Annotated in this window: 10 protein-coding genes; 6 read left to right on the top strand and 4 right to left on the bottom strand. The window is 63.8% G+C overall.

What is annotated here, in order from left to right:
• Positions 1-438: 438 nt before the first annotated feature.
• Positions 439-1,509, bottom strand: a complete 1,071-nt coding sequence (locus AC629_RS04905) for a hypothetical protein (RefSeq protein ID WP_084803653.1) — start codon at positions 1,507-1,509, stop codon at positions 439-441.
• A gap of 377 nt (positions 1,510-1,886) precedes the next feature.
• On the opposite strand from AC629_RS04905, the gene AC629_RS04910 reads away from it, so the two are divergent.
• Positions 1,887-3,449 carry a TadE/TadG family type IV pilus assembly protein gene (locus AC629_RS04910; RefSeq protein WP_084803654.1) on the top strand — a complete coding sequence of 521 codons (1,563 nt, stop codon included), beginning with the start codon at positions 1,887-1,889 and terminating at the stop codon, positions 3,447-3,449.
• Between the two features lie 51 nt (positions 3,450-3,500).
• Here the strand turns inward: AC629_RS04910 and AC629_RS04915 are convergent, their stop codons facing one another.
• From AC629_RS04915 to AC629_RS04925, 3 genes are all read right to left on the bottom strand, one after another.
• The gene (locus AC629_RS04915) at positions 3,501-3,950 is read right to left on the bottom strand and encodes a cupin domain-containing protein (protein ID WP_074120383.1); all 450 of its coding nucleotides are present in this window, start codon (positions 3,948-3,950) and stop codon (positions 3,501-3,503) included.
• 78 nt (positions 3,951-4,028) lie between these two features.
• Positions 4,029-5,882 carry an ATP-binding protein gene (locus AC629_RS04920; protein WP_084803655.1) on the bottom strand — a complete coding sequence of 618 codons (1,854 nt, stop codon included), beginning with the start codon at positions 5,880-5,882 and terminating at the stop codon, positions 4,029-4,031.
• Positions 5,883-6,022: 140 nt separating this feature from the next.
• Positions 6,023-6,655: a cupin domain-containing protein gene (locus AC629_RS04925; protein ID WP_084803656.1), complete on the bottom strand. Its 633-nt coding sequence runs from the start codon at positions 6,653-6,655 to the stop codon at positions 6,023-6,025.
• A gap of 217 nt (positions 6,656-6,872) precedes the next feature.
• On the opposite strand from AC629_RS04925, the gene AC629_RS04930 reads away from it, so the two are divergent.
• The 5 genes from AC629_RS04930 to AC629_RS04950 are packed head-to-tail and all read left to right on the top strand — an operon-like array spanning position 6,873 to position 12,727.
• A complete protein-coding gene (locus AC629_RS04930; RefSeq protein ID WP_084803657.1) occupies positions 6,873-8,561 on the top strand; it encodes a peptide ABC transporter substrate-binding protein in 1,689 nt (562 codons plus the stop codon).
• Between the two features lie 27 nt (positions 8,562-8,588).
• On the top strand, positions 8,589-9,539 hold the full coding sequence (locus tag AC629_RS04935) for an ABC transporter permease (protein WP_084803658.1): 951 nt from the start codon (positions 8,589-8,591) through the stop codon (positions 9,537-9,539).
• A 3-nt stretch (positions 9,540-9,542) separates the two neighbouring features.
• Entirely contained in the window at positions 9,543-10,418 is an 876-nt protein-coding gene (locus AC629_RS04940) for an ABC transporter permease (RefSeq protein WP_084803659.1), read from the top strand.
• A gap of 40 nt (positions 10,419-10,458) precedes the next feature.
• A complete protein-coding gene (locus AC629_RS04945) occupies positions 10,459-11,787 on the top strand; it encodes an NAD(P)/FAD-dependent oxidoreductase (RefSeq protein WP_084803660.1) in 1,329 nt (442 codons plus the stop codon).
• Between the two features lie 13 nt (positions 11,788-11,800).
• Entirely contained in the window at positions 11,801-12,727 is a 927-nt protein-coding gene (locus AC629_RS04950) for a 2-hydroxyacid dehydrogenase (RefSeq protein ID WP_084803675.1), read from the top strand.
• Positions 12,728-12,732 lie beyond the last annotated feature (5 nt).

The following is a 12,732-nucleotide window of genomic DNA, read 5'->3' on the forward strand; positions in this document are numbered from 1 at the left end:
GGAGATCGGAATTCTCGGTTCGCGCTGCAGTGCAAAGCGGCTTGCGCGAAGGGTGCCGGCACGAATTTTCAAGATTTGGAGCCCGGAGACGAACTGACCGCCTCTCGGGTGATTGTGCTGTGCGCCCGCTATCTTCCTCCCCAAAAAGCTTATGCTTTCCTTTGCGTAGCTAAAGGCAATCAGGCGCTTCCTGCAACAATTCCGAGCTGACGTTATTTTATGAGAGCAGGGGGAATAAACGCGGATATTGCGGTTCGCGTCGTTTGCCGCGCCCTGGATGCGCGAACGGGCTAGACCTTAATCGCGGCTCGCTCCCTGTGCCACGCCGAAAGCACGTGCGTATTTTCCTTGCGGGTGAGACCGACGACCGACCCGTTGGCGGCGTTGAGATCTGGGATCGAGAGCCTACGACGTCTGCTCGCAGTTGCACTCTGTGTCTCAGCGCGGCTTGAGTTCCGCGTACTTCGCCATCGCGCGCTCGAACTTCCTGTTGAACAGCCACATCGCACCGAGGATTTCGCGGAAGCTCGCCGAGGTGCGCGCCCGGTCGGCCTGTCCGAAGGCGAAGATGCTGTTGTTGCGCAGGTGCTTCATGATTGTGGGGCTGGATACCCTGTAGTTCAGGAGATCGCCCGACATGAGCGCGGATCGGGTCGGGGTGGGGACGATCTGGATCAGCTCGAACAGCTTCATCTGGTCGATGGGGTCTGGCAGTGTCTTCACGATCGCGGGGATCTCCCGGAAGAGATCGGCATGCGCGTTCATCAGGCCGTCGCGCACGTTGGTCCAGTGGTTGAAGCGGTGATCGGTGCCACGGGCGCGAGCCTCTTCCTTGTCGTCGCGTGCGCTCAATTCGGGATCGGCCGCCGCGATCTCTGACTTGATGGCCTCCCATTTCCTGCGGCCGTTCCGGTCCTCGGAGGGGCCGGTCTGGAAGCTGCCCATATAGGTGTTCGAGCGCCCATTGCGGACATTCTGCTTGCCGTTGGTCTCGGCAAAGAACAGCCCGAGGCTGATCCGGCCCGCAGCCTTGGCGTCAACCGGTGCAAGCCCCTCGGCGCGCGCGATCGCAACCGCGAGATCGACGACGTCCTTGAACGGCGTCGCCGAGTTTTGCGCGTTGGCGGGCGGCGCCTCCATGATCTCGAACAGCCGAGCGTATTCGTCGACCAGCGGCTCGATGTCGGCGTCGAAATAGGCCGGCGGTATCTCGAACTTATTGGGCCTGCCGATCCGCGACGGCAGGGCGTCGGTGAGATCCTTGTAGCTGCTGATGACTGCGACGCGCGCCAGATAAAGCGCCTGGCCCGGCAGGTTCGGCAGCGGCTGCTTCGCCTCGATCTGGCCGCGCCGCTCGGCAAGGATCGCCTTGAAGTCGGCGAGCGCGCGGTCATAGGCGGCAAGCGCATCCGATTGTTTTGCCGTGAGCGCGACCTGTCCCAAGGCGGGCGCAGTGAGGAACAGAGCAAGCGCCGCTATGGCAGCGGCAGCGTGACGTCTTGATCGCATCGCAGGCTCCCGGGCCGGTCGATTCGGCAATTGTGCAGATCGTAAGCATCAATGAGGCGGTCTGGCGAGGCACAACCTGATCGGCTTGTGCAGTGCCGGTAGAGGGGACGGCGGCTTCGGATCTCCGTAAACGCCCCCGATGATCCCGTTGAAGCTTACAGCAAACTGACAAAACGCCCTTTCGATTCTCATGACGCCTTTACGATTCGGTAGCGCCGCATCTGCATAATGCACCGTCTGACCAGGCGCGGCGCAGGTCTTCCGGCGCGAAGCTCGTCGGCTCCGCCACCGCGTCGGTCCTAGCTTCAGTTTCCTCTTTAGCGTCCTGGAATTCCTCTCAGTCATTTCCAAACAAACAGTTGAGCGGGGGCTTGGCAATGCCAGACTTTGGAACGGCACGTCGTCTCGGACAGCTCCTGTCGCGATTGAAGCGCGACACCAATGCAAATGTCGCGGTGACATTTGCGATTGCGCTCGTGCCAATCATCGCGTCCATAGGATGTGCCATCGACTACAGCATGGCGGCCCGCATCAAGGCCAAGCTGCAAGGCGCCGCGGATTCGGCGAGCGTCGCCTCGATCTCGGTCAACTCGGCCGGCTATAATGCCGCGATGGCGATGACGTCGAACGGATCCGTTTCGGCTGGCGTTACCGAGGCGACCAACGTCTTCAACGGAAACGCCTCGACGTACTCGGGCAGCTATAACAGCCTGGGTGTGACGAGCACCGTCACCAAGACCGGCAACAAGCTCACGTCGAACGTGCAGTTCAGCGCCATTGTGCCCGTCACCTTCATGCGGGTTCTCGGCTATCAGACCCTGACCGTGACCGGGGGCTCGTCCTCGACCACGACTCTGCCGCTGTATCTCGATTTCTACCTGACACTGGATGTCTCGGGATCAATGGGCCTGCCATCGACCACGGCAGAGGCGCAGCGCATGCAGTCGATCAATCCGGACAACTATCGGCAATATCCGACCGGCTGCACGCTGGCCTGCCATTTCTCGCCGCAGAACAGCGCGTGCACCGATTCCGGAACGCAAGGCTATCCCACGAACAATTACTGCTTGGGGTACGCGATCTCGCGCGTCAGCCAGAGCGGGTATAAGGGGCTCTTGACGAAGAAGACGACCAACCCCATGGGTGTGCAGTTGCCGTCTTCGATCGTCTCCGGGCTGCCGAATTCGCTGTACTCAAATCTTGCGACGGTTGCGAACTGTCCGACCGACGGAACCGATTCGTGCATTCAATTGCGTCTGGATGCCGTCGGCTATGCCGTGAACCAGCTGTTCGTCACCGCGAACAAGACCGAGAAGGTGCCGAGCCAGTTTCGCATCGGTCTCTACCCCTTCATTCGGTATCTCTATTCGTACTTCCCGCTGACCAGCAGCATCAGCGGCTCGACGACCAATCCCTCGACCATCAACTACGCCGCTGCCAATCTGGCGACCCTGCTCGATACCAACATGAACTCGAGCCTGGGTTCGGGCGGCACCCATATCGACACGGCGTTGTCGAGCCTGAACACCCTGATTACGAGCGTGGGCGACGGTAGCGCATGGAACAGCACGCTGCCCTACGTCTTCCTGGTAACCGACGGTGCGCAGGATCCGCAGGTCAAGGGCGTGCCCAACGGCTCCTGGTCCGGCAGCAACCATGCCACCACGATTGACCCGGCCACGTCGTGCACGCCGCTGAAGAAGCGCGGCATCATCATCTCCGTGCTGTACATTCCCTACCAGCCGATCAACCCGGTCAATGCGTCCTTCGCCAATGACGAGGACGATTACGCCAACTGGAACATCCCGAATATTCCGACGAGCCTGCAAAACTGCGCCTCGCCGGGATTTTTCTACACGGCAAATACGCCGGCCGACATTACGGCGGCGTTGAACGCGATGTTTAATCACGCGGTGGCGGAGGCCCACATCACCAATTGATGGCCCGACGTCGGCGCCGCGCCACCTCGGTGACGGGGAAGAGGAGGCCGCCTAGTCGTTGGCTTCGGGCGGCAGGAAGTCGACCTCGTGCAGGGCCGAGATGCGCACGACCTCGGCCGGGTCGGTCAGATTGTGGAGCTGGTTGAACAGCGCCTCCAGCTTCTGCATCGGCGAGACCCAGAAAAGTGCGCGGCAGGGCTTGTCGGACTTGTTGAAATAGCCGTGCGGGATGCCGCGAGGCATGCGTACGAGGTCGCCGGCATGGGCCTTGACCCATTTGCCGTCGAGCTTGAGGTCGAGCGTGCCTTCCTGCACCAGGATGAATTCGTCCTGGGTCGGATGAATGTGCACCGGCACGAACTGGCCGGGCTCGCTGTTGGTCTCGAACGCGAAGGTGGAGTCGGTGACAGCCTTGGGGAAATAGACCTGGCCCAGGATGTTCCAGCTCTTGCCGCCATAGCCCGTGCCGTTCGCGGTAATACCTTTCTCGAGTGCAGTCATGCTCGCCTCCCATGGGAATTCCGGCTGTACCGGAGTTTTGCCCAGGCGCCGTGCGGAGTCCATCCGGCCGGACGGGCGCTAGCGCCCGTTGCCGTCAGATTCCTGCTTGCGCAGGAAACGCTCGACGTCATCCTGCACGGAGTAGGGCGTCGGAATCGGATCGCCGGCGGCATCGACCGCCGTATCGAGAGAGCGGCGCAGCATGCGCGCGAGCTCCGCCTTGCGGTAGGGCTTTGTCAGAAGCGGCGCGCCCATGGTGGCGCGTCCCTGCGCGTGCGGCGAGTCATAGGCATAGCCCGACGTGAACAGGACCCGCAAGGAAGGCCGCGCCGCCACCATCTGGTCGGCGAGCTCCCGCCCATTGATGCCGCCGGCCATTACGATGTCGGTGAAGAGCAGGTCGAACGGCGTGCCTTTGGCCGAAACGGCAAGCGCTTCGGTCGCATTGGCGGCCGCGATGACCTTGTAACCGAGGCTCTCGAGCTGGACCGTGACGTATTGGCGGACGTCGCGGTCGTCCTCGACGCAAAGGATGGTTTCGGTGCCGCCAACGACCTTGCGCTCGTCATAGCCGGCCGGACGAAGCGTGCTGGTCTCGGCCTTCGGCAGATAGATCGTGAACGTCGTGCCGCGGCCTTCGGCGGAATCGACCTTGATGCCACCGCCGGACTGCTTGGCGAAGCCGAACACCATGCTGAGGCCAAGCCCCGTGCCCTTGCCGACCTCCTTGGTCGAGAAGAAGGGGTCGAAGATCCGCTCGAGCATGGCTTGCGGGATGCCCGTGCCGGTGTCTGCGATCTCGATCTCCACATAGTCGCCGGCGTAACCGGCGCCGACCGCGACGGCCTCGCGCACGCCGAACACCACGTTGCGCGTCGTCAGCGTCAGTTTGCCGCCATCCAGCATCGCGTCGCGGGCGTTGATCGCGAGGTTGAGCAGTGCCGAGCTCAATTGACCGCGGTCGACGAAGGCGAGCCAGATGTTGCCGTCGAGCCTGGTCACGATCTCGATCTTCTTGTCGAAGGTCGCCAGCAGCAGTCTTGCGAGTTCTTTAATGAGCTCGTTGACGTCAATCTCAGTCGGCTGGAGCGCCTGCTTGCGGGCAAAGGACAACAGGCTCGACGTCAGCGCGGCGCCGCGATCGGCAGCCTCGCTGATCAGCTTTGTGATAGTCGCAAGCGGCGGATTGTCCTTCACGGCGTCGGCGAGGATCTCGATTGTGCCCGTGATCACCGTGAGCATGTTGTTGAATTCGTGCGCGATGCCGCCGGTGAGCTGGCCGACCGCCTCCATCTTCTGGGATTGGATCAGCTGCTCCTCGGCAGCGCGCTTCTGGGTGACGTCCCTGACGAAATTGTTGATGATGATGCGCCCTCCGAGGTGCAGGGCCGTGCTCGACGCCTCGATCAGGATCTCCTCGCCGCTCCGGTGCAGCAGGCTCGCTTCGAAGCGGATGCCGATCGGCGTATTCGACAATTCCGGCAGCAGTCGCATCATGCGTTGCCTGAAGCCGTCGCGGAGCGGCTCGGCGACGAGGAGGTTGACGACGTCGGTCCCGAGCGCCTCCTGCCGCGTCCAACCGGTCAGGGCCTCGGCCTGGAAGCTCCACTCCAGGACGACACCATTCGCATCGGTCTGAATGAAGGCATCGAGCGCGGTCTTGATGACGGCGTGCGTCATCTGTGCGCTGACCTGCGCCTGCTCAGCCAGTTGCGCAGCGGTGCGTTTTTCCTGCGACGTCTCGATCTTGTGCGTGCACAGCCGCGCGAGCAGTACCGCAAAGGCGACGCTTGCGAGCAGGGCAACGATCTGGGGCGTGCCGAACCCACGCGAATCAGCGGTTCCGGTCGCGGCATAGGAGGCCAGAAGAGCAACGGTGGTCACGATGACCTGCGCGGCCATCGCGAGTGTCAAAAGCCACCTGAGTTTCATGGTCTCACACCAAAGACGTCACTCGCGGACCCTTGCTCCCGACCTGTAAATCGAGTCCGGCTTCACGTGGCTACAGACTCCGTGCGCCGGCGTCGAGGGGCAATTCCCGGCGGTATCGGGGCGCAGGCGTTCCTCGCGCCTCAGCCTGCGGGAGAATCGGTCTGGCGCAGCGTCGTCACCCAGATCACGCGCGCCGCCTGCTGGGTCGGGTTGTCGAACATGTGCGGCACGATGCTCGGAAAGCAGAAGCTGTCGCCGGCCTTGAGCAGGTGAGCCTGGTTGTCGAGCCACAGCCGCAGGCTGCCGGACAGGATGTAGCCGGCCTTCTCGCCGGTGTGCTGCAGGAAGTCGGTGCCGGACGAGGCGCCGGGATTGAGCGTGAGCTCGTAGAGTTCGAGCTGGCCCTTTTCCTCCGGGGTGAGGGCTTCCTTGACGACGCCGCTGGCGGTCAGCCGCAGCAGGCGCCGGCTGTTCTTGCGCACGATGTAGCGCTGCAGGTCGGCGGGATCGCTGGTTTCGAAGAAGTAGGAGATCGGTACGTCCAGCGCGATGCTGAGCAGGCGCAGGGTACGTATCGACGGCATGGCGCGCGCGCGTTCGAGCTGGCTGATCATACCGGTGGACAGGCCGGTCTTGTTGGCAACGTCCTGAATCGAGAGGCCCGCACGCTGGCGCAGCAGTCGCACGGTTTCGCCGAGGCGCTGGTCGACCGCGTCGTCGGCCTCGATCGTCGGGGCGTCCTTCGGACCGTTCGTGTCGCCGCGACCATCCATGTCGCTCTCCCATGCATCGTCTTACCGCCGCACCGTATTGGTCCGGGGCTTCAGTTGGAGTGAAAAGGTCGCGCATACTAGCAATGCGATTGACAGCTGTATTTAGTCATGATGAAATTTTGATCGAAAAATTTAGAAGCACTAAAGCCCACTCCTGTCCCTTGCCGGGGTCTCGGGGCGCGGGAGACGGCTGCGTGTGGGGAACGGAGAGTGGGTCATGGCGGATGACACCGGCAAGTTCGGCGTTGGGGGACTGAATCTCGGCATTCCGAATCGCCGACAATTCTTCCAGCTCGGCGCGGGCGCCGCGGCGGGATGGGGTCTTTCAGGCTCCGCCTTTGCCCAGACTGAACGGCCGAGCAATCCGCCGGCCAAGCCGCGTGGGCAGGTGATCGCGGCATTGTCGCAGGAGCCGACTGTCTTCCATCCCCTGATGCCGGGCATCGAGGTCGATCAGGGCATCTGGTGGCAGGTCTTCTCGCCGCTCTGGTTCATCGAACCCGACGGCAAGTTCGTCCCCGATCTCGCGCGTGAAGTGCCGACCATCGAGAATGGCGGCCTGTCGGCCGACGGCTTGACCTGGAAGATCAAGCTGCGCAGCAACGTGAAGTGGCATGACGGAACGCCGTTCACGGCTGAGGACGTGAAGTTCTCGCTCGAACTGATCAACAACCCCGATTTCCGCGTCCGCAACCGCGTCGGCCACAACCTCGTCAAGGACATCAAGGTCGTCGCGCCCGACGAGATCCACTGGCGGATGGAGTCTCCCTATTCGCCGTACATGTCGATCCTGTCGCTCACCTTCATCGTGCCAAAGCACATCCTGGAGAAGGTGTCGGATCCGAATTCCTCACCGTTCCACAACGCGCCGGTCGGCACAGGGCCGTTCCGTTGGGCCGAGCGCGTGCCCGGCGACCACATTCAATTGAATGCCCATGCCGGCTACCACGGCAAAGGTCCCTACGTAGAGCGCGTGGTCTTCAAATACATTCCGGACCTCACGGTCCTCTTCACGCAGTTCCGCACCGGACAGGTCGACTACACCGGCCTGCAAGGCATCCTGCCGAACTTCGTGCAGGAGGCGAAGACGCTGAAGGGCCGCAAGATCTTCGTCTCGGCGACGTCCTCGGTGGAGCACATCGCGCCCAATCTGGAATTCGGCCCTCTCGCCGACCGTGCGGTGCGTGAGGCGCTCTATCTCGCCATCAACAAGCAGGCGATCATCGATGCGCTGAACTACGGCCTGCCGACGCAGACCGAAAGCTTCGTGCCGCAGCAGGCCTGGTCGTTCCAGCAGGGGCTGCCGCAACACAAATACGATCCGGCCAAGGCGAATGCGCTGCTCGACGCGGCCGGATGGACGCGCGGCTCCGGCGGCATCCGTGAGAAGAGCGGCATCAAGCTCGAATTCACCAACTCGACGACGTCAGGAAATGCGGTGCGCGAGCAGACCCAGCAACTCCTGATCCAGGACTGGCGCGCGATCGGCGCGGCGATGCGCGTGAACAACATGCCGGCTGCGGTGATCTGGGGCGACTTCTGGCAGCAGTCGAAGTTCAACTCGGTGCTGGTGTCCGTGAACTTCATGCTGGGCAGCGACCCTGATGTGACGCCGCGCTTCGGCTCCGGTGCCATTCCCGCCAAGGGCGGCCGCGGCTACAACACTTATCAGTACAAGAGCGCCGAGGCCGATCGTCTCCTCGCCGAAGGCGCGAAGCAGTTCGACCTGGCCCTGCGCAAGACGACCTATGGCGATCTGCAAAAGCTAATCCGCAACGACCTCGCGATCTTGCCGCTGTACCAGGGCTTCATCGCCGAAGGTGTGAAGGAAGGGCTGCAGGGCTTCCGTCCCAACATCAACACCTCCATCAACTGCTGGAACATCCGCGAATGGTACTGGGCTTGACGCGTCCGGTTCGCGGGGCAGCCTGAGATGGCCCGTTACGTCGTCAACCGCCTGGCGCAGGCGATCATGCTGCTGGTGATCGTCTCCGCGATCGGCTTTGCCATCCTGCATCTGGCGCCAGGCGGTCCGCTCTCGCAATTCGCGGCGTCCGCGCAGATGACGCAGGAGGATCTCGATCGCGTCACCAAACAGCTCGGGCTCGATCGTCCTCTGCCGATCCAGTATCTCGACTGGTTCGGTCGCATGCTCAGGGGAGATTGGGGCAAGTCCTATCGCGACGGCGATGCGGTGCTGTCCGTGATCTCGTCGCATCTTGGTGCGACTCTGGAGCTGATGGCAACCGCGACCATCATTGCGGTCCTGCTCGGCTGCTGGATCGGCGTGCTCGGCGCGCTGCGCCGCTATTCGCTGTTCGATACGCTGGCGACGGTCGGCGCCATGATTGCGCTGTCGATCCCGACCTTCTGGTTCGGCCTCGTCACCATCTACGTCTTCTCGGTGAAGCTCGGCTGGTTGCCGGCGGGCAACCGCGAGACCGTTGGCGATGGCTCGCTGCTTGACCTGTTGCATCACCTGATTGCGCCGGCGATGGTGCTGGCGCTGGTCGAGACCGCAATGTGGGGCCGCTTCATGCGCTCGTCCATGCTCGAGGTGATCAATCAGGACTACATCCGCACTGCGCGCGCCAAGGGCATGCCGGAATGGCGCATCCTCACGGTGCACGCCTTGCGCAACGCGCTGCTGCCGATGATCACCGTCGCCGGCCTTCAGTTTCCGACGCTGCTCGGCGGCGCGCTTGTTGCCGAGACCGTGTTCACCTGGCCCGGCATGGGCCGGCTGTTCCTCGATTCCATCGGCTATCGCGACTATCCCGTGGTGATGGGCATCCTGATGTTCTCGGCGACCATGGTGCTGATCGGCTCGCTGCTCGCCGACATCCTCTACGCGGTCGTCGATCCGCGCATCAGGGTAGGCTAGGCGATGGCAACTGCAGTCTTGTCCACCGCTGCACCCGCGCCCGGCCAGGCCGCCTGGCGGCGCTTCTGCCGGCACCGGCTGGCTCTGGCAGGTGCCGTGATCATTCTGGTCCTCGTCCTCGGCTCGGCGTTCGGCCCTTACCTCCTGCCGTTCGACGACACCTATATCGACATCATGAAGCGGTTCGGGCCGCCGCTCTCGGGTGCGCATATCCTCGGCACCGACGAGCTCGGCCGCGATGTGCTGGCGCGGCTGATGATGGGCGGGCGCGTGTCGCTCTCGATCGGCATCGTCACGATGGTGATCGCGATGGCGGTCGGAATCGTCGTCGGCGCCTTCGCCGGGTTCTATGGCGGCGTGGTCGGCGCCGTCCTGATGCGGCTCGTCGATGCTGTGCTGTGCTTTCCAACGATCTTTCTGCTGCTCGCGCTGGCGGCGCTGACCGAGCCCGGCCTCGTCACCACCACCGTGCTGATCGCGGCAACCGCGTGGATGGGAGTTGCCCGCGTTGTCGAAGCACAGGTGCGTTCACTCAGGGAGCGCGAATTCGCGGTTGCAGCGCTCGCCTTCGGCTCATCGAACCTGCGGATCATGTTCCGCGAGCTCGTGCCGAACGCGATCGCGCCGATCGTGGTGGCGGCGACGCTGAACGTCGCCAAGGCGATCCTGCTGGAATCCTATGTCAGCTATCTCGGCTATGGCATCCAGCCGCCGGCCGCGAGCTGGGGCAACATGCTCAACAACGCACAGATCTATCTCACCAGCGCGCCGTGGCTCGCGATCGCGCCGGGTGTCGCCATCACGCTGGCGGTGACGAGCTTCAACTTCCTCGGCGATGGTCTGCGCGATGCGCTCGATCCGCGAATGAACATCCCATGACGCGCAAGATCTCGATCGAACTGAATAGCAGGAGTGCATCATGTCCCCGCCGCTCAACCGTATAACCAGCGACGAACGCCTGCCGGCGCAGGTGGACGTCGTCGTCATCGGCGGCGGCGTCATCGGCGTCTCAGCGGCTTATCATCTGGCGAAGAAGGGCCACTCCGTCGCCCTGGTCGAGAAGGGACATGTCGGCGGCGAGCAGTCGAGCCGCAATTGGGGCTGGTGCCGCCAGCAGGGCCGCGCGCGCGAGGAAATTCCGCTGGCCCGCGAGGCGCTGCGGCTGTGGGAGGACATGCAGAACGATGCCGGTGTCGATGCCGGCTTCCGCCGCACCGGCGTGCTGTTCCTGACCAAGAGCAAGGACGAGCTCGCGAGCTGGGAGCGCTGGGCCGCGGTTGCGCGCGAGATGCAGGTCCATTCGACCGTATTGACGCCGGCCGAGGTCGCCGAGCGCATGCCCGGCAATACCGACAAATGGGTCGGCGGCCTGCACACGCCGAGCGACGGGCGCGCCGAGCCGTCGATGGCCGTGCCCGCGCTCGCCACTGCCGCGCGAAAACACGGCGTCACTATCCATCAGGGCTGCGCCGCGCGCGGACTGGAGACCCAGGGCGGGCGTGTCAGCGCTGTCGTCACCGAGAAGGGAACGATTCGCACGCAATCCGTGCTGCTGTCAGGTGGTGCGTGGTCGTCGCTGTTCTGCCGGCGCCACGGCATCGAGCTGCCGATCGGTCTCGTCAACGCCACCGCATGCCGGACAACGCCGGGACCTGAGATCACCTCGGGCGCGCTCGGCACCGATCTCTACTGCATCCGCCGCCGCCTCGACGGCGGTTTTACGCTGGCGCTGCGCAACCGCGGTACCGTCGAGCTGTCACCGGATCTGTTCCGCTACGCGCGCACCTTCTGGCCAACCTACCTGCATCGCCGCAACGGTCTGAAGATGTCGTTCGGCAAGTCGTTCTTCGACCAGATCATGCGCGGCACCAGCTGGAGTTTTGACAAGCCGTCGCCGTTCGAGGCCGAGCGCGTGCGCGATCCGGCGCCGGACATGTCGCTGGTCAATGCGGCGCTGGCTTCGCTGATCAAGGCGAACCCGGAATTGAAGGACATCGAGATCGCGGAAGCCTGGGGCGGCACGATCGACTGCACGCCGGACACGATCCCCGTGGTCTCGCCGGTCGATGCGCTGCCGGGCTTCTTCCTTGCCACCGGCTTCTCCGGCCACGGCTTCGGCATCGGTCCCGCCGCGGGCAAGCTCGCCGCCGACATCGTGACCGGCGCGACGCCGCTGGTCGATCCCGCCGCCTACAGCCACAAGCGCGTGATCGATGGCCGGCGGCTCGCGCCGGTCAGCCCGTTCTGAGAGCTGTCGCGGCATGACGGTTCTCTACAAGGCCAACATGGTTCGCGGCGCCGAGTGGGCGCGCTTCTTCGCGGAGCGCGCGCCGGATGTGCCGTTCCGCCTCTGGCCTGACATCGGCGATCCCGCCGAAATTCGCTATCTGGTGGCGTGGGTGCCGCCTGATAACATCGCGACGACGTTTCCCAATCTCGAGCTCGTCATCTCGGTTGGCGCCGGCGTCGACCAGTTCGACGCCACCAAGCTTCCGGCGCACATTCCGCTTCTTCGCATGCTCGAGCCTGGCATTGCCGAGACCATGGTCGAATACGTCAACCTGGCTGTGCTCGCGTTGCATCGTGATCTCCTGCATTTCATCAGCCAGCAGAAGGAACAGATCTGGCGCGAGATCCGGATCATGCCGGCGAAGCGGCGGCGTGTCGGTGTGATGGGACTCGGCCAACTCGGCCAGGCGGTGCTCCAACGGCTCAAGGCATTCGGCTTTCCGCTCTCGGGGTGGAATCGTTCCTCGCGCGAGATCGAGGGCGTCACCTGTTACGCTGGCGCGGAAGCGCTGCCGGAGTTCCTCGCGCAGGCTGACATTCTCGTCTGCCTGCTGCCGCTGACCGACGAGACCCGCGGCATCCTGAATGCCGATCTGTTTGCGCGCCTGCCGCGCGGTGCGGGGCTCATCAATGTCGGCCGCGGCGGGCACCTGGTCGAAGCCGACTGTCTCGCAGCACTCGACAGCGGTGCGCTGTCCGGCGCTGTCCTCGATGTCGCCGAGCCGGAGCCGCTCCCGGCGGGCCATCCATTCTGGAGCCATCCTCGGATCCTTCTGACGCCGCACAATGCCAGCATGACGATGCCAGACACGGCTGTCGACTTCGTGCTCGACGTCATCGCGCGCCACCGCCGCGGCGAAGAGCTGCCGGGGCGTGTCGATCGCGCACGCGGCTACTAGGAAAC

It is taken from the genome of Bradyrhizobium sp. NAS80.1, assembly GCF_001908205.1.
In the GTDB taxonomy this organism is placed as follows: Bacteria; Pseudomonadota; Alphaproteobacteria; order Rhizobiales; family Xanthobacteraceae; genus Bradyrhizobium.